The following is a 22,768-nucleotide window of genomic DNA, read 5'->3' as shown; positions in this document are numbered from 1 at the left end:
GGCAGAACAACCATAAAACAAGCGGATAGCCATTATTATCCGGAAAAAACAGGGCGATATTGTGTTATCGCTCCGCCCCCGGTCATTTAGGCCGGCTTCCTCGATCATTCCACGACTCGCCCCACACAACATGTAGAAGCACAAGTGCTGTCAAACACAATATATGAGAAAAATTACTAGTGAATTAACCACGAGTCAGATACAATTTTTCGACTTTCAACAGTAAAAGAATTACGTCGGGGAATATTTAGATGAGAGTTAAACGTCGCTTCACCTCACCAGACCAGTCGCCGTACCACGGCCTTGAGTTCAGGACAACTGACAGTGAGATCCGTAATCCGGATGGAACCGTTGTCTTCGAGCTGAAGGGAATCGAGGTGCCGGCAACCTGGAGCCAGGTGGCGGCAGACATCATCGCCCAGAAATATTTCCGCAAGGCCGGTGTGCCAAGTTGTCTTCAGCCTGTAAAGGAAGATGACGTTCCAACCTGGCTCTGGCGCCACGAGGCAAATGAAAGCGCCATGTCGGCCCTGCACGAAGACAAGAGAACCGGCCCGGAAAAAAGCGCCAAACAGGTCTTTGACCGGCTGGCCGGAACCTGGACTTACTGGGGCTGGAAAGGTGGTTATTTCAGTGAGGAAAGCGACGCCCGCGCCTTTTTTGATGAACTGAGGTATATGCTGGCCAACCAGATGTGCGCACCGAATTCCCCGCAATGGTTTAACACCGGCCTGCATTGGGCCTATGGCATTGACGGACCGGCCCAGGGGCATTTCTATGTGGATTACCGGACCGGCAAGCTGACCAAATCCAAAAGTTCCTATGAACATCCCCAGCCACATGCCTGCTTCATCCAGGGGGTAGAGGATGATCTGGTTAATGACGGCGGTATTATGGATCTCTGGACCCGTGAAGCACGTCTGTTCAAATACGGCTCAGGCACCGGCAGCAACTTTTCCAATCTCCGTGGCAGTGGTGAATCCCTGTCCGGTGGCGGCAAATCGTCCGGTCTGATGAGCTTCCTCAAAATCGGCGACCGGGCGGCCGGCGCCATTAAATCCGGCGGCACCACCCGGCGGGCTGCCAAGATGGTGATCGTTGATATCGACCATCCGGATATTGAGGAATTCATCAACTGGAAGGTCAAGGAAGAGCAGAAAGTCGCCGCCCTTGTCACCGGTTCCAGGATTGTCGAAAAACATCTGCAGGCAGTCATGTCGGCCTGTCAGGATCAAAGCCTGGAGGCAGAAGACGCTTTCGACCCTAACGTAAATCACGCCCTTAAGACTGCAATTCTGGCTGCCCGGAATTCCCTGGTCAGCGAGAACTATATCCAGCGCGTTATCCAGTTTGCAAAGCAGGGATACACGGATATCGAGTTTGAAACCTATGATACGGATTGGGATTCCGAAGCCTACCTCACCGTTTCCGGCCAGAATTCAAACAACACCGTCCGGGTCACGGATGACTTCATGCAGTCTGTGCTGGACGATGGCGACTGGGACCTGATCAACCGGGGCAATCACCATATCTGCAAGACGCTGAAATCACGTGCGCTGTGGGAAGACATCACCATGTCCGCCTGGCAGTGCGCCGATCCCGGCCTGCAGTTCCATACCACCATTAACGACTGGCACACATGCCCGCAGTCCGGCCCGATCCGGGCGTCCAATCCCTGTTCCGAATATATGTTCCTGGACAATACCGCCTGCAACCTCGCGTCGCTCAATCTGATGAAGTTCAGAACATCCGATGACGAATTTGATATCGACAACTTTGAACATGCGGTTACGCTGTGGACCGTCGTTCTGGAAATCTCGGTCCTCATGGCACAGTTCCCGTCAAAGGAAATTGCCCAGTTGAGCTATCAATTCCGCACGCTCGGTCTCGGCTACGCCAACATCGGCGGACTGATCATGTCTTCCGGTCTTGGTTATGACAGTGATGAAGGTCGCGCTCTTTGCGGTGCCATTTCCGCACTCATGACCGGCACGGCCTACCGCACCTCGGCTGAAATGGCCCGGGAGATCGGTGCGTTTCCGTCATTTGCAGAAAACAAGGAAGATATGCTGCGGGTGATCCGCAATCATCGGCGGGCGGCCTGGGGCAAGGCAGAAGGATATGAGGAACTGGCCACCACGCCGGTACCTCTTGATATCGCCAACTGTCCTCTCTCCGACATTACCACAGCCGCCGGACGCGTCTGGGACCAGGCGCTGGAAATAGGCACCCTGCACGGCTATCGCAATGCCCAGGTCAGCGTCATTGCACCGACCGGAACCATCGGTCTGGTGATGGATTGCGACACCACCGGCATCGAACCTGACTTCGCGCTGGTCAAATATAAAAAACTGGCAGGTGGCGGGCATTTCAAAATCATCAATCGCCTTGTCCCTAACGCCCTGAAAACACTTGGCTACAGCCCCAAACAGATTGACGAAATCGCAAAATATGCGGTTGGCTACGGCACCCTGGAAGGGGCCCCTCATATCAATCATGAAAGCCTGAAATCCAAGGGTTTTTCGCAGGCCCAGCTCGATATCCTTGAAGACAATATCGCCAGCGCCTTTGACATCAGTTTTGCCTTTAACCACTGGATGCTGGGCCGGGACTTCTGCCGTGACGTGCTAGGTTTTTCCGATAAACAACTGGATGATCTTACTTTCAACATGCTTGAGGCCCTTGGCTTTGAGAAGAAGCAGATTGAGGAAGCAAACCTTTATTGCACCGGGACCATGACTCTGGAAGGCGCCCCTCACCTGAAAGACCATCACCTGCCGGTGTTCGATTGCGCCAACCCCTGTGGCAAGATCGGCAAACGTTATCTCAGTGCAGAGAGTCATATCCGCATGATGGCCGCCGCCCAGCCCTTTATTTCCGGCGCTATTTCAAAAACCGTCAACATGCCCAATTCCGCAACTGTCGAGGATTGCAAAAAGGCCTATATGTTGTCCTGGAACCTGGGTCTGAAGGCTAACGCGCTCTACCGCGACGGCTCCAAGCTGTCCCAGCCTCTCAACGTCTCTCTGCTCAAGGAGGATGACGTAAAGGAGGATACATCTCTGCCGGAAAAGACCCGAATTGTTGCTGAACGCATTGTCGAGCGTATTGTCGAGCAAAATGCGCCTGCAGCCCGCAGAAAACTACCCTCCCGGCGCAAGGGTTATACCCAGAAAGCAGCCGTTGGCGGTCACAAGGTTTACCTGCGGACCGGCGAATATGACGACGGCGCCCTCGGCGAAATTTTCATTGACATGCACAAGGAAGGCGCCGCCTTCCGTAGTCTGATGAATAATTTCGCCATCGCCCTGTCTATCGGCCTTCAGTATGGGGTTCCGCTGGAAGAATATGTGGACGCCTTTACCTTTACAAGATTCGAACCCTCCGGACAGGTGGTCGGAAATGACGCTATCAAAATGGCGACATCCGTTCTGGATTATATTTTCCGTGAACTTGCCGTTTCCTATCTGGGACGGAATGACCTCGCCCATGTCAACCCGGAAGACCTGATGCCCGATTCCATTGGTTCCGGTGATGGTCCGGCCAGGCAGGAGCCCGTGAAAGGAACGGAACAGGCTCTGGATCGTGTGATTGGTCTGGCCAGTACCGGCTATGTCAGGAAAAGCAACCTTTATGTCCTCAACACGACATCTGAGTCGAAAGAGGATATCACAAAGATGGAAGCCTCAACCACAGCGTCGGCTTCTTCTGCCGCCGTGGTCAACGCCACCGTAGTGACACGGGAAACCGTAAGCAGCTCGGTCCTTCAGGCGCGGATGAAAGGTTATGAAGGTGACGCCTGTCAGGAATGCGGCAATTTCACCATGGTACGTAACGGAACATGCCTGAAATGTGACAGTTGCGGCTCGACAAGCGGCTGTTCCTGAACATAAGAAGTTTACGAAATATTTACACAATTCACTCACCCTGAAGAGCTCTTCGAGCAGAATAAAATTTAATAACTATCAGTGCAAAACAGGGTGAGAACTTCCGGCATGCTTCAGTCAACGAAGACGCCATATCTTTTTAGAGACAACAGACCTCGACTAAGTGTCCCGCAGGACGTCCATATTTTCAGCAAACAGCTTGCTGACGGCGTCGGGGAAATTGAAGTTGTGGGCGACGGTGAGTTTATGCTGACCCAGTCAAGTGACAGCCTGATCACCCAAATCAGCTATGGGGTACAAAACCCGATTGGGAAGCTGATTCGGGATATTGACTGGCTGGACGATAGCGGACAGCTGCAACTTGCCCTGGAAAAGGCAGTGACGGAATTTGAAACCACTGACCTGAACTGGCGCTTCACCCTGCCAGACCTTGAAGAAAGTTCACTATTCTGTCGTCTCATCCCCCTGAAGGGTGTCGACGGGCAGACCGAAAAACTTTTCCTCCTGACGGCGGACAACAGCTTTGAGACGGCATTCGAGCGTGAACTGGAACGTTACACCTATTATGACAGCCTGACAAACCTGCCCAACAAACATTATTTTTACGAGATTATCGAGAACCGGTTCGGCAGTGACATGCCGCTCGGAGAAACCGCCGTTCTGTTTATCAATATCTTCAAACTACAGAGAATTAACGAGAGCTACGGCTATGAGGTCGGAGACGAGCTACTGCGGGAAGTGGCTCACCTGATCCAGAACTGCCTACCGGCCGATGCCTTGCTGGCCCGTTTTGATGGTGATAAATTTGTGGTTCTCCTGGCCGATGAGGATATGCATAATGCGGAAGGCGAGGCCCGTGCCCTCGCTGACAGCATCCACCATGAACTTGGCCGAAAAATAAGAATTAACGGGCAATATCTACAGGTTGCCGCCACCATCGGCATTTCTTCCGGCACCTCGACGCTGCATAACCTGATCGACCTTATCCAGGACGCCCATATGGCCATGCAGCGCATCAATGGTCTCAGTTCGGACAGGACCCTGGTCTATCGCCCCGAACTGAAAACCCGGGCGCAATCCCTGCTGCGCATGGAATCGGAACTTGGCAGCGCCATTGAAAACAAACAACTTGAGCTTCACTATCAGCCGATCATCAGCCTGAGCACGGGCGCTATTGTCGGTTTCGAGGCCCTGACCCGCTGGTTTCATCCCGAAAGAGGCATGATTTCACCCGTTGAATTTATTCCGATTGCGGAAGATACCGGCTTGATTATGCCCATGGGGCGCTGGTGCATGAATACGGCTTGTCAGCAGCTGAGCGACTGGATTCGCAAATATCCCATGGCGTCTTCAATGAAGATGAACGTCAATGTTTCCAATATCCAGATTGCGGAAGACGATATTGTCGCCGTCACCCGCGACGCCCTCTATCAGTCCGGCCTTCAGGGGGAACATCTCAAACTCGAAATTACAGAATCCACACTGGTGGAAAATTCAGACCTCGCCCGGGATATCCTTCTGGATCTCAAATCCCTGAATATCAGTCTGGCGATCGACGATTTCGGCACCGGTTATTCCTCGCTCAGCTATCTCAATCGCTTCCCTGCCGATACCCTCAAGATTGATCGCTCTTTCGTCAGCCAGATGAACAACAGCGAAGACAGCCTTAAAATCGTCCATATCATCACCAATCTGGCCACTACCCTGGGCATGGATCTGGTGGCGGAAGGAATCGAGGATGAAACACAATTGGCGATTCTCAAAAACCTGGGTTGTCATGCCGGACAGGGTTTTCTCTTTGCGCGCCCCCTGCCGGCCTCAGAAGCCGAGGAACTTCTGAAAAACTCGACCCGGCACAAGCTTTAACGGTTCCCATATCCTGAAATAGTCCTATAATGCCTATTCAATTATTTACGAGCCGGTAATGGACTACAACAGATATTACAAGCAAATCCGGGAAAAACTGGATCACCTGATCCGAACCAGTGCAACGGAAGACTATGCGTCCGTTTCAGCCCTGATCGGTAAAAACCACGCTTACATCCAGCAATATATCAAACGCGGCGTCCCCAAATGCCTGAACGATCACGATCTGGCCAGAATCACCGACCACTTCGGTCTGGAAAGTGATTATTTCGGCTCTCCTGCAGATTTTCCCACCCCTGCCCCGGCCAGAAACGAGCTGCCGGAAGATTTTTCGCCCGATGATTATGTCCTGGTCAATGTCTATGACATTCATGCGGCGGCAGGTGCCGGCACATTTGCGGAAAATAACGATATTCACAACCGCCTGGCCTTCCGCAAAAGCTGGATCAGAACCAGTTCCAATGCCACATCGGAAAACCTGGCTGTCATCACCGTATCCGGTGACAGCATGTCTCCGACCCTGCAGGACGGTGATCATATCCTTGTGGATATGAGTGAACGCCATATCAGGAATGATGGTATTTACGTTATTCGAAATGATGACATGTTGCTGGTGAAAAGGGTCTCTGTTAATCCGGTCACAAAGCTTTGCACGATCAAAAGCGACAATCCCCAGTATGAATCCTGGACCGGCTGCGAGCCCGATGCGCTGGATATCCTCGGACGTATTATCTGGATGGGTCGGAAAATTTAGTTACTGCTCTCTGAATGGAAATGAAAATGAACGGCCTCGACGATACTTGTAAAAGACAACCTACCATCAGGACAATCCCCAACATCTCAAACCTGAATTCCAACGGACATATTTTCGGCGGCTGGATTCTCTCGCAGATGGACTCCGCAGCCGGCGTAGAAGCCATTCGTTATGTCAAGGGACCTGTGGCGACCGTTGCCGTGGAAGCGATGAAGTTCCATGCGCCGGTCCTGCCCGGGGACTGGCTCAGCGTTTATACCGGAGTGACCAGAGTAGGAACCACCTCGATTACCATCAATATAGAAGTCACGGTGATGCGCCAGGGCGTGGAAGAAGAAATAAAGGTCACCGAAGGCGACTTTATTTTCGTCGCCCTCGATGAAAATCACCGGCCCAGAAAAATCAACCGGGACTAGTTTTTAATCGGGTAAAGCCAGGGCCGGAACAGGGATGTCAGCCGCGGCATGATCACATAGGTCATCAGCAGAACCTGAAAAATGATCTGTACGATGACCCGTGCTTCGAGAGACCATCCTCTCATATAGCCGCCAAACAGATAATTCATCAACAAGGTCAAACCAATAATAGTCGGAATCATGATGAGTACCATTTTCCAGCGTGGCGGCGGCGATGGGGACGGCACATCCGCCAGCGGGAACCAGAACTCAAATCCGGAGGCTTTGGTGATTTCCGTCTCCCCTTCCACCAGATCGCGGTCCACCAACTGTTGCAGAAACTCTGCCCGTTCGCTGGAATCCTCCCATTCCAGCTGATGCGCCATCGTATCAAAATGAACCACAAACAAATAGTTCCCCTTGGTCGCTGCCGACGGTCGAATAATCGTAAGTTTTTGATGCCCGGGAAAGGTTTTGGCGACATCAATCAGGGTATGGGCCCACTCCTCGTACTCTTTTTCCTTGCCCTTTTTCACCTTTCGCGAAATGGTTACCGTCACCGGAAAGGCGGTATCTTCAAGACTGTCTCGGCTGCTGTAGGTCTCAATGGGCATGATGTTTTCTTTCCTTGATCATGAAAATCTAGGGGAGTAGAGGTCGGGAAGCAACTCCTATTATTGCAAGGCAGCTATGCATTCCAGTAACTTAAACTCAAAAATTTACGATTTTAAAAACTTTTCTCTGGTAAATGTTTTTAAAAAAAATTGAAGGAAAAATAGTGACTGAGGCAGTTGAAAAATTTTCTATATTCCCGCTGGAAATATATCGGAACACTGTAAAAGATGCAGAATCCCTGAATAAAGACCTTTTAGCCCTGCTTGACGACCTGAGATCAGAGAGCACGGGCATGGTCAGAACCAATATTGGGGGCTGGCATTCAAATATCAACCTGCAGGACCTGGGTCACCCGGCCCTCACCAGGTTATATAGCGAGGTACTGAAAACCGCTGAACAAGTGACCAGAGATTTAATCCCGAGGCTGCCGGATCTCCGAAAAGAGGACTGGCGAATTGAATCCTGGCTCAACGCCAACGGCAAGGATGCCCTGAATACATGGCATGATCATTGCAGCTATAATCGTGATCACAGTAACCTCTGGGCAGCTGTTTATTATGTGGACGGCGGCCAGCCTGACGGCGATACCCCCCAGGAGGGGGAAATTATGTTCCGGGATGATTTCCTCGGCCCTCATATGGAACTCTATACCCCCGGCCGATCAATCCGAACCGTAGAATTTACCCCGAAAACCGGCACATTCTTTATATTTCCCTCCTGGCTGCGTCATTCCGTGAAACCCTATCGTGGATTAGGAGAACGGGTTTCCATCGCCATCAACCTGGCCCATCCCGCCATCAGTATTGACAAGAAACCGGACTATCGCCGCTTCCCCTGGGCCTGGAAGTGCGCGCCCGGTCTGATGAAGAAGTTGCGGAAGATTTCACCATTTGAACTCTAGGCTCCAAACAAAAACCCCGCTGGAGAGATTATCTCGACAGCGGGGTTTTATTTGGTGAGCCCTGATGGATTCGAACCATCGACCTACTGATTAAAAGTCAGTTGCTCTACCAACTGAGCTAAGGGCCCCCAAAGGATGAGGCGGAACATAGAGTCAGATGCCGCCCCGGTCAATAATTTTCTGACACTTTTTTGTAAAAAATATTTTCACACAGGATCTATATCGCCAAGGACCCGCTGTGCATGGAATTTCGCAGTATATTCAGACAGGTTACCGGCGGCAATTGCCTCCCTCAATCCCTGCATCAGGTCCTGGAAATAGGTCAGGTTATGTTCGGTCAGAAGCATGGCACCAAGGATTTCTCCACTTCGGATCAGATGACTGAGGTAAGCCCGGCTGTATTTGGTGCAGGCATCGCAGCCGCATACCTCGTCCAGCGGCCGGGGATCGTCCGTATGACGGGCGTTTTTCAGGTTGACTGTGCCCCGGCGGGTAAAGCCCTGGGCCGTCCGCCCGGACCTGGTCGGCAATACGCAGTCAAACATGTCAATACCGCGCTCGACAGCCCCGACAATATCATCAGGTTTACCCACGCCCATCAGGTAACGGGGAATATCGACGGGCATTTTCGGCATGGTATGGTCGAGCACCTCAAACATCACTTCCTGCCCCTCCCCCACAGCCAGGCCGCCCACAGCGAGGCCTTGGAAGCCCATATCCTTCAGCGCCTCGATGGATTCCTGCCGCAGGTCCTCAAACACCCCACCCTGGACAATGCCGAACAGGGCGTTCTTTTCCGCATGTTCTGAACCGTTATGAAAGCCGTCAAAGGAGCGTTTCGCCCAACGCATGCTGAGCCGCATGCTGTCCGCCGTTTCCTTCTTTGTCGCCGGATAGGGCGTGCATTCATCAAAGGCCATGACGATGTTGGATCCCAGAAGCCGCTGGATTTCCATACTGCGTTCCGGGCTCAGCATATGCTTGCTGCCGTCGATATGGGACTGGAAGGCGACGCCTTCCTCGGTGATTTTCCGCAGCTGCGCCAGCGACATCACCTGAAATCCGCCGGAATCGGTCAGGATCGGCCGCTCCCAGTTCATGAATTTATGCAGGCCGCCCAGATTGTGAATGCGTTCCGCCGTCGGCCGCAGCATCAGGTGATAGGTATTGCCGAGCAGGATATCGGCCCCGGTCCCCCGCACCGTTTCCGGTTTCATGGCCTTGACCGTCGCCGCCGTGCCGACCGGCATGAAGGCCGGCGTGCGGATATCCCCGCGCCAGGTTTTCAGAACCCCGGTGCGGGCAGCACCGTCTGTGGCCTCGATTTTGAGCTTGAAATTGTCTTTCATATCTGGTCCTCCCGGAACAACAGGCTGCTGTCCCCATAGGAATAAAAACGATAGCCCTCTGAAATGGCATGGGCATAGGCGCCCTTCATAGTGTCATAACCGGCGAAGGCGCTGACCAGCATAAACAGGGTAGAGCGCGGCAGATGAAAATTGGTCATCAGAACATCCACACAGCGGAATTTATAACCGGGCGTGATGAAAATATCCGTATCGGCCGAAAAGGGATGGGTACTGCCCTGCTCGTCCGTGGCCGATTCCAGCAGCCGCAGGGATGTGGTGCCGACCGCAATCACCCGGTTGCCGCGGGCATGGGCTTCATTGATCCTGTCCGCGACCTGAGGGGTAATCTCGCCCCATTCCGCATGCATCTTGTGCTGTTCCGTATCCTCCGCCTTGACCGGCAGGAAAGTCCCGGCGCCCACATGCAGGGTCACGGTCAGTCGTTCCACACCTGCCTCATCAATCCGGGCCAGAAGTTCGTCTGTGAAATGAAGGCCGGCGGTCGGGGCCGCCACGGCGCCGTCCTTTTCGCTGTAAACGGTCTGGTAATCGGCAAGATCCTGTTCGTCCACCGGCCGCTGGGAAGCAATATAGGGCGGTAAAGGCATCACACCCACTTCATCCAGCGCGGCCCTTAGATCGGCACCCTGGCGATCAAACTGCAGGGTCACCTCCCCGGCTTCGCCTTTTTCAATAACTTCTGCCGAAAGCCGGTCCCGGAAATTGATCACATCGCCTTGTTTAAGTTTCTTGGCCGGTTTTGCAAAGGCCTTCCAGCGTCCCTCGCCCGCATTCATATGCAGGGTGATCTGGATCTTCGCGTCACGACGCTTTCCGGTCAGCCGGGCGGGAATGACTCGTGTATCGTTGAAAATCATCACGTCACCGGGTCGCAGATAGTCAACAAGATCAGCTACCCGTCGATCAGACAGTTCGCTGCCCTGGACCACAAGAAAGCGCGCCCCGTCGCGATGTGCGGCGGGGCGAAGGGCAATCAGCTCCCGGGGGAGCTCGAAATCAAAAAGATCGACTTTCAAGGGTCGTTTTATTCCTTTGCGTCGGCAGCAACCTGCATCTTTATAATGATGTCAGGATCGGCAAAACCCGGGCCCTCGCCGACTTTGATATTGTCAACAAACTGCATGCCGTCAATCACCCGGCCCCAGACTGTATACTGACCGTCCAGGTGCGGAGCATGTTCGAAACAGATGAAGAACTGGCTGTCGGCGCTGTTGGGGTCCATGGCGCGGGCCATGGAAACAGTACCGCGAAGGTGCGGCTTGTCATTGAATTCAGCCGGCAGGTTCTGGCCGGAGCCACCTGTGCCGTCGCCTTTTGGATCACCGGTCTGGGCCATGAAGCCCGGGATCACCCGGTGGAATTTAAGGCCGTCGTAAAACCCCTCGCGGGTCAGTTCCTTGATCCGGGCCACATGCTTGGGAGCCATGTCCGGATAGAGTTCAATCACAACCCGACCATCCTTGAGGTCAAGATAGAGGGTATTTTCAAGGTCCATGGCATGTGCTCCTGCGGATAGTAAAAAATAGGCGATCAGCGCCCGAAATAGGTTTTTCATCATAAGTTCGTCCTGGAATTGTGCCGTTTATACAGCTTTGCCCATCTTTTCCAACATTTTTTCACGCACATATGGCGTAACAAAGGCGGAAATATCACCGTCAAAGGTGGCTATTTCCTTGACCAGCCGGGAGGCAATGGCCTGATAGGATGGATCGGCCATCAGGAAGACCGTCTCCACATCCGGGTTAAGCTTGTAGTTCATGGCCGTCATCTGAAATTCATACTCAAAGTCGGACACCGCCCTGAGGCCGCGAATGATCATATGGGCGCCGATTTCCTCGGCATAGGTCATCAGCAGGCTGCTGAAGGGTCTGACCTCGATGATGACATTCTTTTCCTTCTCGATGAAGGCCGTCTCGCTGCGCACCAGCTCCACCCGTTCCTCCAGCGTAAACAGCGGGTTCTTTGACGGATTGGTGGAAATCCCCAGCACCAGGCGGTCGACAAGCTTTGCCGCCCGCTTGATGATGTCCATATGCCCGAGGGTAATGGGATCAAATGTTCCCGGATACAGGCCAATACTTTCCTGACGTTTGATCATGACTTAGTCCTCGGTAGTTCCGTCCGGTGCCCCGGCTTCAGGAGTTTCCGCTGCGGCGCCTTCTGCGGCGCCCTCTTCGCCCTCTTCGACCTCTTCCTCGTCTTCACCGGTGTCGGACACCCGCTCGACAGAGACAATATGTTCATCATCGCCAACCTTGAACAGGGTCACGCCCTGGGTGTTCCGGCCGGCGATACGCACATCATGCACCGGTACCCGGATCAGACGTCCCTGGTCGGTGACCATCATCAACTGGTCCTGCACCTCGATCGGGAAGGCCCCGATCACTTCCCCGTTACGGTCAGAGGTTTCGATATTGACGATGCCCTGGCCGCCGCGGTTGGTCACCCTGTATTCATAGGCCGACGTCCGTTTGCCGTACCCGTTGACGGTGATGCTGATGATGAATTCCTCCTGGGCCTGAAGCTCGGCAATCCGCTCTTCAGTCAGGCCTTCCGGAATTTCAGGCTCCTCACCGCGGCGCTGGGCGTTGGCGTATTTCAGGTAGGCATCGCGCTCTTCCATGACAATGTCGGTATTCTTCAGGATCGACATGGAGACCACTTCATCGCCTTCGGCCAGCCGGATACCGCGTACGCCGTCTGAATTGCGGCCCTTGAACAGGCGCACCGCCGTGGCGTTAAAGCGGATACATTTGCCGCCCCGTGCCGCCATCATCACATCATCCGTTTCATCACAGGCCGCCACGCCGATCAGCTTGTCGTCTTCGGACAGGCGGATGGCGATCTTGCCATTGGCCCGCACGTTGGAGAAATCGCTCAGCAGGTTACGGCGGATATTGCCTTTGGAGGTGGCAAAGACCGCATGCAGGTCACCCCAGCTGTCCTCGTCTTCCGGCAGCGGCAGGATGGTGGAAATGGTCTCGTCCTGCTGCAGCGGCAGGATATTGATCAGCGCCTTGCCCTTGGACTGGGGCGTACCCGGGGGCAGTTTCCAGACCTTGAGCTTATAGACCTGGCCCAGGTTGGAGAAGAACAGCACCGGCGTATGGGTATTGGCGACAAACACATTCTGGAGGAAATCCTCTTCCTTGGTCTGCATGCCGCTGCGGCCCTTGCCGCCGCGCCGCTGGGCGCGGTAGGTATTGAGCGGCACCCGCTTGATATAGCCGCTGTGGGTCACGGTCACGACCATGTCTTCCCGCTGAATCAGGTCCTCGTCATCGATGTCACCGAATTCAGCCGGCACGATTTCGGTGCGCCGCGGGGTGGCGAAGGCCTCCCGGTAGGCAACGAATTCATCGCGCATGATGCCGTAAAGCTTTTCACGACTGCGCAGGATTTCCAGATATTCCTCGATCTCGACGGCAATGGTTTTCAACTCACCGCCGATTTCATCCCGGCCCAGCGCGGTCAGGCGATGCAGGCGCAGTTCCAGAATGGCCCGGACCTGGGTTTCGGACAGGATATATTTCCCCTCGACCACACCGCGTCCCGGTTCGTTGATCAGGTTGATATAGTCGGCCACATCGACCGCATCCCATTCCTCGGCCATCAGGGCCTCGCGGGCGGCAGCCGGATTGGGCGCCTTGCGGATCATGGCGACAATCTTGTCCAGATTATTCACCGCGATCACCAGACCGACCAAAATATGGGCCCGGTCGCGGGCCTTGCCCAGTTTGAACTTTGTCCGCCGGGTAATCACTTCCTCACGGAATTTGATGAAGGCTTCAATAATCTGACGCAGGTTCATCACCTCCGGCCGGCCGCTATTCAGGGCCAGCACATTGGCACCGAAGCTGGTCTGCAGCGGGGTGTAGCGGAACAGCTGGTTAAGCACCACTTCCGGCACCGCATCGCGCTTGATTTCGACCACTACCCGGACCCCGTCGCGGTCGGATTCGTCGCGGATTTCGGAAATGCCCTCGATACGCTTGGCCCGCACCACATCGGCAATATGCTCGATCATCCGCGCCTTGTTCACCTGATAGGGAACTTCGGTGATGACAATGGCCATACGCCCCTGGCGGATTTCCTCCACATGGGTCTTTCCGCGCATGACCACGGAACCGCGCCCGGTCATGGCCGCAGAACGGGCCCCGGAGGAGCCCATGATGAGGCCGCCGGTCGGAAAGTCCGGCGCCGGTACGATCTCGATCAGTTCCTCGAGGGTAATTTCAGGATTGTCGACAATGGCGCAGCAGGCATCCAGAACTTCGCCCAGGTTATGGGGCGGAATATTGGTCGCCATACCGACGGCGATACCGCCGGCGCCGTTAACCAGAATATTCGGGAACCGGGCCGGCAGAACGATGGGTTCATGCTCGGATTCGTCATAGTTGGGCTGGAAATTAACCGTGTCCTTGTCGATGTCTTCCAGCAGGCCGCTGGCCGCCTTGTCCATGCGGGCTTCCGTATAGCGCATGGCCGCCGCCTTGTCGCCGTCCATGGAGCCGAAGTTTCCCTGGCCGTCGATCAGCGGCAGGCGCAGGGAGAAATCCTGCGACATGCGGACCATGGCCTCGTAAATGGCGCTGTCTCCGTGCGGATGGTATTTACCCATGACATCCCCGACCACGCGGGCCGACTTGCGGTAGGGTTTGGTCCAGTCATAGCCGTTTTCATACATGCTGTAGAGGATTCGGCGATGCACCGGCTTCAAACCATCGCGCACGTCCGGCAGGGCGCGGCTGACGATCACGCTCATGGCGTAATCGAGATAGGAGGTTTTCATTTCCTCCTCAATGGTAATGGATGAGATGTGCGGATCCGTGGGGTCTAGAACGACATTATCACTCAAGGAATTGTCCCTTATATTTACTCTTGTATTTGTCCCTCACCCTGTTTTTTACGGCAGCACGAATGCTGTCTGTCAAACAGGACAAACGTAAGGTCAATTGATAGCAAGTCCGGGGCACATAAGCAAGGATCACGGGCCCTGAAATGGCACATTTATGAAGGTTGTAGGACAGATCGGAAATATCGATGTGAAAGGGGGGCGCAGGCAAGGATCACTGCCCCCAATTTTACAGGTTTACGATCCCTGCCGCAGCCGGCCTCGGTCCGGGTTCCCCAAGTCGCCCGGGAGGCCTATTTTTCCGGTTTCACCTCTGGTTTCCGACTTATGTTGATGGATTGAATATAGGGGGTTGGCGGCACGACGTCATCTGGACTGAATGCCGCGAAATCCAGCCTTGAAAGAGAGAAGGCTGCTACCTAATATCTAGTCAGAAAAGCGGAGAAACTCGTTATTTTCTTTAATGGGGGGACTAAATGAATTTTATATCTCGCCTGTATTACGCGATACGCGCCGCAATGAATTGGGTCAGATTATACGACCTGATGGTAGAGGGAGATTTTTCAACTGCGCGTCAACTAGCCGCAAAAATTAAACAACGAGGATCTCTGGCTGCTCGAATACGCCTTATTGAGGCCGAAGCAGACTATTCCCTTGGAAACCATTTTGAAGCAATCAAAGCACTTTATGAAGTTCATGACCTGCTGGAAAAGGGTATGGAGAAAAATGAAGACACAAAGGAATATCTTCACCATTACGCCGCGGGACTTTTCACCAGAATCAAACTCATAACCAATACCAGTTTACGCTATCCTAAAATCCCAAATCGACAGGGTGTTAAGCTGGAAAATGTTTCCACCTCTGTAAAAAATTATTTTCCCGACTGGTGATACCTCTCCCCATTGCCGCCGCAATTTGCTTATAGTCTTCAACCTGAGGACGAAATTGGGGGCTCCTTCTTATGCGAAAATATCTTTTCCTGTCATGTCTTGTGCTGCTCGTCGCCCTGTCGGCTTTTTATTATGCCTTCGAGCAGGGCTATTTCCGCTTCAACTATCCATTCCGGGAGGAATTCCCGGTCCAGGGCCTTGATGTCTCCCATCACCAGGGCGACATCGACTGGCAGAGGGTGGACCGGCGGGACTTCAGCTTCGTCTATATGAAGGCCACCGAAGGCGGGGATCACACCGACAGTGACTTTGCCGGAAACTGGCGCGAGGCGCGGGAAGCCGGCTTCATTGTCGGCGCCTATCATTTCTATACTTTCTGCCGCCCGGTGGAGGACCAGATCACCCATTTCACGGCCACCGTGCCGGCGCAACCGGGCACCCTGCCCCCGGCGCTCGACCTGGAATTCGGCGGCAACTGCAAGAAGCGGCCCGAAGAAGCCACTCTCAAGGCGGACCTGTTGCGCTTCAGCGCCGCCATTGAGGAGAAATATGGTGTGAAGCCGCTGCTCTATATGACCCGGGCCTTTTACGACACTTATCATATGGCCTACTTCCCGGCCCACCCGGTGTGGTTCCGCAATATCTTCTTCCGCCCGAGCCGCGACGTCGCCTGGAGCTATTGGCAGTTCGCCAACCGCGGTCGGGTCGACGGCATCCCCAAGGTGGTGGATCTGAATGTGTTCCGCGGCAGCCGGCTGGAGTTTCTTGAGACGTTGCAATAATCTGCGACAGGCGTGTATTCAATCAACATTTATACGGTAGATATTTTTCTTTTCCGGTTTCCAAGTGTTTGGCTTTTGGCTCCACATTCCTGATGCCTGCCTCTTCGAGCTTTCTCAGGAAATTTTCCGAGACAAACAGAGGATTCCGCATGCCCGGCAACCGGAATAGATCGTCATCAATCTGATCAATTGTGAGAACCAGCTTTTGCCAGCCCTCAATGGAATAGAGCTTCCTCCTACTTTCAGGATCTTTCTGTACCTTAAGATCGGATTTCTTCATATCAATTACATCCAGAGTCTCGATAATATTCATGATCCAGTATCCATCGATAACCCTGACCGGGTCCATGGCCGCCAATTTGATTTTAACCGGCAGAAACTCCAATTCGCCCACCTTGGCATTTTCAACCAGATTCTTGAATTTGTCCGATATCACCTTTAGTCGCCCCGAAGCCGCAGTAAAAAATTCAGGAATATCCTCTTCCTGCTCGGCATGTGACACGAAAAGCAAGTCTTCAACGATACGATCCTTGAAAGAACTACGCGGCTGCTTGAATAGTCCTTCCTCGAGCGTATCTTTAATTTTCCCATGAAATACCGGCATGGCGATATGCGGTTTATAGCAGTGACCCTGCTCACCTATGTAGATCAGATAGGAGCCATTATCCTCAATCTCATGATATTGGTACTTAACGAGCTTTTTCTTTTTTCTTTTCCGGAACAGGAGAGGAAAATAAAAATATGCCCCTGCCGCCAAGATGAGAGTGATGAAAACATCCTGAAAATTTACTTTCCCAGCAAGCCCGGTGAGGTTCAGACCCGTAAAACCTTCCAATGCACAGAAGGCCAAAACTATCAGAAATACTGTTCGCCCCACCCATTTCCCTGAAACTGACATTCGGCATTCCCCCACTCAACAACTGGTCGACAAAGTCTAAGCTTATACCAACGCACCGCCAACAAAAAAACAGGCCCTAAGGCCTGCTTTCTGAATTCTCAAACTTAACCCTGATCCTAGAACGGGATTTCGTCGTCCATATCGCCGCCGCCGCCGGACGGGGCTGATCCACCACCACCGGAGCCACCACCATAACCACCACCGGAGGACCCGCCGCCAAAGTCATCGCCGCCGCTGGAGAAACCGCCGCCTGAGCCGCCCTCGTTACGACCGCCGAGCATGGTCAGTTCGCCGCGGTATTTCTGCAGCACGATCTCGGTGGTGTATTTCTCGACACCGCTCTGGTCGGTCCATTTGCGGGTCTGCAGGGATCCCTCGATATAGATGGTGGAGCCTTTTTTAAGATATTGTTCCGCGACCCGGCACAGGTTTTCATTAAAGATTACCACCCGGTGCCATTCGGTGCGCTCCTTGCGCTCCCCGGTCGCCCGGTCTTTCCAGGTCTCGGAGGTGGCAAGGCTCAGATTCACCACCGGCGACCCGTCCTGTGTATGGCGCACTTCCGGGTCCCGGCCCAGATTCCCCACCAGAATGACTTTATTGACACTACCTGCCATCTGTTATTTCCTTTTCTTGGTATGTTATGCTGTTGCCTCACCATAGCGGGACCTTCGCCTGTTGCAAAGCATTTTTAGCCGCAATAATTAATGAGAACAAAATAAGAACTTGACTTATGGACAAAAACCCCCAAATTGGCAAAGAGTTAGGTAAAATGAACTGTGGTGGACAATGCTGACCAAAATTTCCGTGCGCGGGGCCAAGGAACATAATCTCAAGAATATCGATGTGGATATCCCCCGGGACAAACTGGTGGTGATCACCGGCCTCAGCGGCTCCGGCAAGTCCTCCCTCGCCTTCGACACCATCTATGCGGAAGGCCAGCGTCGTTATGTGGAAAGCCTGTCGGCCTATGCGCGCCAGTTCCTGGAAATGATGCAGAAGCCCGACTGCGAACATATCGAGGGCCTGAGCCCGGCCATCTCCATCGAGCAGAAGACCACCTCCCGCAACCCGCGCTCCACCGTGGGGACTGTGACAGAAATCTATGATTATATGCGGCTGCTGTTCGCCCGCATCGGCGTGCCCTATTCCCCGGCCACCGGCCTGCCCATCGAAAGCCAGACGGTGAGCCAGATGGTCGACAAGGTGATGGCGCTCCCGGAAGGCACCCGGCTTTACCTGCTGGCCCCGATCGTGCGCGGCCGCAAGGGAGAATACCGCAAGGAATTTGCCGATCTGCTGAAAAAAGGTTTCCAGCGGGTCAAGGTGGACGGGGAGTTTTACGAGCTCAGCGAGGTCCCGGCCCTGAATAAAAAGCTCAAGCACGAGATCGAGGTCGTTGTCGACCGGCTTGTGGTCCGCGACGGCCTGGAAACCCGCCTCGCCGACAGCCTGGAAACCGCCCTCCACCTGGCTGACGGCCTGGCGATCGCCGAAATGGCGGGTGGCGATAACGAGGGCGAGCGGATGATGTTCTCCGAAAAATTCGCCTGTCCGGTGTCCGGCTTCACCATCGAGGAAATCGAGCCCCGGCTGTTTTCCTTCAACAATCCTTTCGGCGCCTGCCCGACCTGCGACGGGCTCGGCAAAAAACTTTACTTCGACCCGGATCTTGTGGTGCCGGACAAATCGAAAAGCCTGAAGGACGGCGCCCTCGCCCCCTGGGGTAAATCCAATGCGCCTTATTACAGCCAGACCGTCGACAGCATCGCCCGCCATTACGGCTTCAAGACCAATTACCCGTGGGAAAAACTGGACGAGAAATTCCAGGATGTGCTGCTCTATGGCTCCGGCGATGAAGTGATCGAAATGATTTATATCGACGGGCGCAAAAGCTATGTGGTCGAAAAACCTTTCGAAGGGGTAATCGGCAATATCCAGCGGCGCTGGCGCGAAACCGACAGCAACATGATCCGTGACGAGCTCGGCAAATACCAGAGCAGCGCCACCTGTGAGACCTGCGGCGGGTACCGGCTAAAACAGGAAGCGCTCGCCATCAAGGTTGACGGCAGGCATATCGGCCAGATCACCGAGCTTTCGGTCAAGGACAGTTTCAACTGGTTTTCCACCCTGCCCGGCCATCTGAGTGAGAAACACGGCGAGATTGCCGGACGTATCCTGAAAGAGATTACCGAACGGCTCGGCTTCCTCAATAATGTGGGACTTGATTACCTGAATCTGTCACGGAACAGCGGCACCCTGTCCGGCGGCGAAAGCCAGCGGATCAGGCTTGCCTCCCAGATCGGCTCCGGCCTGACCGGTGTTCTCTATGTATTGGATGAACCTTCTATCGGATTGCACCAGCGGGACAACGACCGGCTGCTGGAAACCCTGATGAACCTGCGCGACATGGGCAACAGTGTGCTGGTGGTGGAACATGACGAAGACGCCATCCGCGCCGCCGACTATGTGATCGACATGGGTCCCGGCGCCGGGGTGCATGGTGGTGAAGTGGTTTCCGAAGGAACCCCTGAAGAAATCATGGCCGATCCCAACAGCCTGACCGGGCAGTATCTGTCCGGTGTGCGCTCAATTCCCGTGCCCAGTGAACGCCGTCCGGGTCACATGGCCGGCAAGAAACGCAAACAGATTGTCGTCAGGGAAGCCACCGGCAACAATCTTCAGAATGTGACCGCCGCCTTCCCGCTCGGCACCCTGACCTGTGTCACCGGGGTCTCCGGCTCCGGCAAGTCGACGCTGGTCATTGATACGCTCTACAAGGCTGTGGCCCGCAAGCTCAATAACAACCGCAATATCCCCGCCCCTCACGGCGACATCACCGGGCTCGAATATATCGACAAGATTGTTGATATCGACCAGTCGCCGATCGGCCGCACCCCGCGGTCAAACCCGGCCACCTATACCGGCGCCTTCACCCCGATCCGGGACTGGTTTGCCGGACTGCCCGAGGCCCAGGCGCGGGGCTACAAGCCGGGACGTTTTTCCTTCAATGTGAAGGGCGGACGCTGCGAAGCCTGCCAGGGCGACGGGGTGATCAAGATCGAGATGCATTTCCTGCCCGACGTTTATGTCCAGTGCGACGTCTGCCACGGCAAACGCTATAACCGGGAAACCCTGGAAATCACTTATAAAGGCAAAAGCATCTCCGACATTCTGGATATGACCGTCGAGGACGGCGTAGAGTTCTTTGCTGCCGTACCGGCCATCCGTGACAAGCTCAAGATGCTCAACAAGGTGGGTTTAAGCTATATTCAGATCGGCCAGGCCGCCACCACCCTGTCCGGCGGCGAGGCCCAGCGGGTGAAACTGTCCAAGGAACTGTCCAAGCGGTCGACCGGGCGCACCCTCTATATCCTGGATGAGCCGACCACCGGCCTGCATTTCGAAGATGTACGCAAATTGATGGAGGTTCTGCAGCATCTTGTCGATCAGGGTAACACAGTCATTATCATCGAGCACAACCTTGAAGTGATCAAACTGGCCGACTGGATTCTCGATCTCGGACCGGAAGGCGGTGACGGCGGCGGCCAGATCATTGCCGAGGGCAGCCCTGAAGAAATTTCCTTGTCAGAAATAAGCTATACCGCCCAATATCTTAAACCTCTAATATAGAATATAGATAATATTTTTTCTATCATTAACCATTTATTAACCATGAACGCCCTATCCTGAAGTCCTTACAGATACCCAACCTATTCTGTAAAACCTAGTACTCTATTACTCAATACAATCTCCATTGTGACCAGCGCCTGCTTCCCCCAAGCAGGCGCCTTTTTTTGGCAAATTTTCCGACAGTACCGGAATAGCCATATGACCTATGTAATTCTGCTATTTGCATATGCCATCATACATATATTAACCATATTATTTTTATGGTAAATTATGACTTAAAGAAGTTCTTATTCAACTTCAAATAGCCAAAAAAGGCAGTCAGGCAGACAAGGGGGCGTCATGTTAAAAAGAACCAAGGGACCTTTTGATTCCGATTCCGTCAATGTAAAGTCGTCATCCATAGATGACATGTCTTCTCTACAGGGGAAGATAATAGAAAATATACCTATCAATGTAATGGTCTGCGACAAGGAAACCTTTGTGGTGACGCAGGCCAACCGGACCAGCATCGAAACACTGAAAAAGCTGCAGCATCTTATCCCCATCGAGGCAGAAAATCTTGTTGGTACATGCATTGATGTCTTCCATAAAAACCCGGAACATCAGCGACAGCTTCTGGCAGATCCGGGTAACCTCCCGTATAGCACGACCATTTCACTGGGCGAGGAATATCTGGATCTGCTGGTCCAGGATCTTGATGACAAACATTTCCTGCTAACCTGGGCGCTGGTGACCGACAGGGTCAATACTGAACGGGAAACAGGTCAGTTGCTGGACATGCTCGACAAAATGCCGCTCAACATCATGACCTGCGATCCGGAAACATTCACCATCAACTATGTCAATGAAACCAGTCTCGCGACCCTGGAAAAGATCGAGGCCCTGCTGCCGGTAAAGGCAGGCCAGATCCTCGGCAACTCCATCGACATTTTCCACAAGAAGCCGGAAGTGCAACGACATATTCTTGCCGATCCCAGCAACCTGCCCCATGAGGCGCGCATACAACTGGGCGATGAAACCCTGATGCTTCGGGTCTATCCGATATATGGCAAAGGCGGGAATTATCGTCGTATCATGCTGTCCTGGGACATCATTACCGCCCAGGCTGTTGTGGAAAAGGAAGTGGAAAGTATTTCGTCACAGGTCTCAGCCGCTGCGACCCAGCTTACCATGACGTCGGAACAGCTTAACAAGCAGGCAGACACTGCCCAGGAGAAAGCGTCCCAGGCCGCCAGCGAGGCGGAGCAAACTTCCGCAAGTGTCAAGAATGTCGCCGCCGCGACCGAGGAAATGACAGCTAATATTTCCGAAATCCAGCGACAAATCAATCATTCCATGTCAGTCATCGGCCAGGCAGTGGAACAGAGCCAGACCACCTCGGAAACCATTAAAACCCTTGACGTCTCGGCCGGCGAAATCGGCTCCGTGATCAAGCTGATCGAGGATATCGCCAGCCAGACCAACCTGCTGGCCCTGAACGCCACCATCGAGGCCGCCCGGGCCGGTGAAGCAGGCAAGGGCTTTTCGGTCGTTGCCTCCGAAGTCAAGAACCTGGCCACCCAGACCACCCAGGCCACCACGGATATCACCACCCGGGTCGAGGAAATTCAGAATTCGAGCCAGAAATCTGTGGACGCCATTTTGAAAATTTCCGACATCATTCAGACGGTTAGTGATGCCTGCAGCGCTATCAATGACGCCGTGAATGAACAAAGCGGCGCCACTGCGGAAATCAGCCGTAACATCCAGCAGGAAGCCGGACGATCAGAAAACATGTCTGTGAACCTCAGTGAAATCACCCAGATCATCGGGCAAACCGGCACTTCTTCCCAGGAGCTTCAGGCCGCAGCCCAGGAACTTAATGAAATGGCCAAGAAACTTTCTGAAGATATACGGAACCTCCTTAAAGGAAACTAAAGCTA

Annotated in this window: 17 protein-coding genes and 1 tRNA gene; 9 read left to right on the top strand and 9 right to left on the bottom strand. The window is 53.8% G+C overall.

Annotated features, from left to right (window positions below; translation table 11 throughout):
- Positions 1-251 precede the first annotated feature (251 nt).
- The 4 genes from ACORNT_RS12035 to ACORNT_RS12020 all read left to right on the top strand — a co-directional run bounded on the left by ACORNT_RS12035 (position 252) and on the right by ACORNT_RS12020 (position 6,923).
- Positions 252-3,887: a vitamin B12-dependent ribonucleotide reductase gene (locus ACORNT_RS12035; protein WP_321391025.1), complete on the top strand. Its 3,636-nt coding sequence runs from the start codon at positions 252-254 to the stop codon at positions 3,885-3,887.
- Positions 3,888-3,995: 108 nt separating this feature from the next.
- Entirely contained in the window at positions 3,996-5,753 is a 1,758-nt protein-coding gene (locus ACORNT_RS12030) for a bifunctional diguanylate cyclase/phosphodiesterase (RefSeq protein WP_321391024.1), read from the top strand.
- A gap of 58 nt (positions 5,754-5,811) precedes the next feature.
- Positions 5,812-6,507 carry a helix-turn-helix transcriptional regulator gene (locus tag ACORNT_RS12025; RefSeq protein WP_321391022.1) on the top strand — a complete coding sequence of 232 codons (696 nt, stop codon included), beginning with the start codon at positions 5,812-5,814 and terminating at the stop codon, positions 6,505-6,507.
- Positions 6,508-6,533: 26 nt separating this feature from the next.
- Positions 6,534-6,923, top strand: a complete 390-nt coding sequence (locus ACORNT_RS12020) for an acyl-CoA thioesterase (protein WP_321391019.1) — start codon at positions 6,534-6,536, stop codon at positions 6,921-6,923.
- On the opposite strand, the gene ACORNT_RS12015 is transcribed toward ACORNT_RS12020, so the two are convergent.
- Positions 6,920-7,516, bottom strand: a complete 597-nt coding sequence (locus ACORNT_RS12015; protein ID WP_321391016.1) for an antibiotic biosynthesis monooxygenase — start codon at positions 7,514-7,516, stop codon at positions 6,920-6,922. The genes ACORNT_RS12020 and ACORNT_RS12015 overlap by 4 nt on opposite strands.
- Positions 7,517-7,809: 293 nt before the next feature.
- Here ACORNT_RS12015 and ACORNT_RS12010 point away from each other — a divergent pair, with 293 nt between their 5' ends.
- Complete coding sequence (locus ACORNT_RS12010) at positions 7,810-8,418, top strand: putative 2OG-Fe(II) oxygenase (protein ID WP_321391013.1); 609 nt, start codon at positions 7,810-7,812, stop codon at positions 8,416-8,418.
- A gap of 52 nt (positions 8,419-8,470) precedes the next feature.
- On the opposite strand, the gene ACORNT_RS12005 is transcribed toward ACORNT_RS12010, so the two are convergent.
- The 6 genes from ACORNT_RS12005 to gyrA form a co-directional block, all read right to left on the bottom strand.
- Positions 8,471-8,546 (bottom strand) — tRNA-Lys (locus ACORNT_RS12005).
- 78 nt (positions 8,547-8,624) lie between these two features.
- Positions 8,625-9,767, bottom strand: coding sequence for a tRNA guanosine(34) transglycosylase Tgt (gene tgt, locus ACORNT_RS12000; protein ID WP_321391010.1), 1,143 nt, complete (start codon positions 9,765-9,767; stop codon positions 8,625-8,627).
- Entirely contained in the window at positions 9,764-10,804 is a 1,041-nt protein-coding gene (queA, locus tag ACORNT_RS11995; RefSeq protein WP_321391006.1) for a tRNA preQ1(34) S-adenosylmethionine ribosyltransferase-isomerase QueA, read from the bottom strand. Before queA ends, tgt begins: the two co-directional genes overlap by 4 nt.
- An 8-nt stretch (positions 10,805-10,812) precedes the next feature.
- Positions 10,813-11,343 (bottom strand): peptidylprolyl isomerase, encoded by a 531-nt coding sequence (locus ACORNT_RS11990; protein WP_420717570.1) that lies wholly within the window; start codon positions 11,341-11,343, stop codon positions 10,813-10,815.
- Positions 11,344-11,370: 27 nt separating this feature from the next.
- Complete coding sequence (gene coaD, locus ACORNT_RS11985) at positions 11,371-11,886, bottom strand: pantetheine-phosphate adenylyltransferase (protein WP_321391000.1); 516 nt, start codon at positions 11,884-11,886, stop codon at positions 11,371-11,373.
- Positions 11,887-11,889: 3 nt separating this feature from the next.
- The gene (gyrA, locus tag ACORNT_RS11980) at positions 11,890-14,646 is read right to left on the bottom strand and encodes a DNA gyrase subunit A (protein WP_321390997.1); all 2,757 of its coding nucleotides are present in this window, start codon (positions 14,644-14,646) and stop codon (positions 11,890-11,892) included.
- 473 nt (positions 14,647-15,119) lie between these two features.
- Between gyrA and ACORNT_RS11975 the strand changes: the two genes are divergently transcribed.
- Both ACORNT_RS11975 and ACORNT_RS11970 read left to right on the top strand, forming a co-directional pair.
- Positions 15,120-15,533: a hypothetical protein gene (locus tag ACORNT_RS11975; protein WP_321390994.1), complete on the top strand. Its 414-nt coding sequence runs from the start codon at positions 15,120-15,122 to the stop codon at positions 15,531-15,533.
- A 71-nt stretch (positions 15,534-15,604) separates the two neighbouring features.
- Positions 15,605-16,315, top strand: a complete 711-nt coding sequence (locus ACORNT_RS11970; protein ID WP_321390992.1) for a GH25 family lysozyme — start codon at positions 15,605-15,607, stop codon at positions 16,313-16,315.
- 22 nt (positions 16,316-16,337) lie between these two features.
- Here ACORNT_RS11970 and ACORNT_RS11965 read toward each other — a convergent pair whose 3' ends face one another.
- Positions 16,338-17,213, bottom strand: a complete 876-nt coding sequence (locus ACORNT_RS11965; RefSeq protein WP_321390990.1) for an imm11 family protein — start codon at positions 17,211-17,213, stop codon at positions 16,338-16,340.
- 116 nt (positions 17,214-17,329) lie between these two features.
- Entirely contained in the window at positions 17,330-17,830 is a 501-nt protein-coding gene (ssb, locus tag ACORNT_RS11960) for a single-stranded DNA-binding protein (RefSeq protein ID WP_321390987.1), read from the bottom strand.
- Positions 17,831-18,002: 172 nt separating this feature from the next.
- Here ssb and uvrA point away from each other — a divergent pair, with 172 nt between their 5' ends.
- Together uvrA and ACORNT_RS11950 are read left to right on the top strand one after the other, a co-directional pair.
- Positions 18,003-20,846, top strand: a complete 2,844-nt coding sequence (gene uvrA, locus ACORNT_RS11955) for an excinuclease ABC subunit UvrA (RefSeq protein WP_321390984.1) — start codon at positions 18,003-18,005, stop codon at positions 20,844-20,846.
- Positions 20,847-21,185: 339 nt separating this feature from the next.
- Entirely contained in the window at positions 21,186-22,763 is a 1,578-nt protein-coding gene (locus ACORNT_RS11950; protein WP_321390982.1) for a methyl-accepting chemotaxis protein, read from the top strand.
- The last annotated feature ends 5 nt before the right edge of the window (positions 22,764-22,768 follow it).

Source organism: Emcibacter sp. (genome assembly GCF_963675455.1).
GTDB lineage: Bacteria > Pseudomonadota > Alphaproteobacteria > Sphingomonadales > Emcibacteraceae > Emcibacter.
The sequence above is the reverse complement of the archived record's forward strand: the minus strand, read 5'-3'. Positions and strand labels throughout refer to the sequence as shown.

Bases quoted from the DNA above. Each gene is read 5' to 3' on its own strand.
- ACORNT_RS12035 (WP_321391025.1), top strand. From the start codon at position 252: ATGAGAGTTAAACGTCGCTTCACCTCACCAGACCAGTCGCCGTACCAC.
- ACORNT_RS12030 (WP_321391024.1), top strand. From the start codon at position 3,996: ATGCTTCAGTCAACGAAGACGCCATATCTTTTTAGAGACAACAGACCT.
- ACORNT_RS12025 (WP_321391022.1), top strand. From the start codon at position 5,812: ATGGACTACAACAGATATTACAAGCAAATCCGGGAAAAACTGGATCAC.
- ACORNT_RS12020 (WP_321391019.1), top strand. From the start codon at position 6,534: ATGAACGGCCTCGACGATACTTGTAAAAGACAACCTACCATCAGGACA.
- ACORNT_RS12015 (WP_321391016.1), bottom strand. From the start codon at position 7,516: ATGCCCATTGAGACCTACAGCAGCCGAGACAGTCTTGAAGATACCGCC.
- ACORNT_RS12010 (WP_321391013.1), top strand. From the start codon at position 7,810: ATGGTCAGAACCAATATTGGGGGCTGGCATTCAAATATCAACCTGCAG.
- tgt (WP_321391010.1), bottom strand. From the start codon at position 9,767: ATGAAAGACAATTTCAAGCTCAAAATCGAGGCCACAGACGGTGCTGCC.
- ACORNT_RS11990 (WP_420717570.1), bottom strand. From the start codon at position 11,343: ATGAAAAACCTATTTCGGGCGCTGATCGCCTATTTTTTACTATCCGCA.
- coaD (WP_321391000.1), bottom strand. From the start codon at position 11,886: ATGATCAAACGTCAGGAAAGTATTGGCCTGTATCCGGGAACATTTGAT.
- ACORNT_RS11975 (WP_321390994.1), top strand. From the start codon at position 15,120: ATGAATTTTATATCTCGCCTGTATTACGCGATACGCGCCGCAATGAAT.
- ACORNT_RS11970 (WP_321390992.1), top strand. From the start codon at position 15,605: ATGCGAAAATATCTTTTCCTGTCATGTCTTGTGCTGCTCGTCGCCCTG.
- ACORNT_RS11965 (WP_321390990.1), bottom strand. From the start codon at position 17,213: ATGTCAGTTTCAGGGAAATGGGTGGGGCGAACAGTATTTCTGATAGTT.
- ssb (WP_321390987.1), bottom strand. From the start codon at position 17,830: ATGGCAGGTAGTGTCAATAAAGTCATTCTGGTGGGGAATCTGGGCCGG.
- uvrA (WP_321390984.1), top strand. From the start codon at position 18,003: ATGCTGACCAAAATTTCCGTGCGCGGGGCCAAGGAACATAATCTCAAG.
- ACORNT_RS11950 (WP_321390982.1), top strand. From the start codon at position 21,186: ATGTTAAAAAGAACCAAGGGACCTTTTGATTCCGATTCCGTCAATGTA.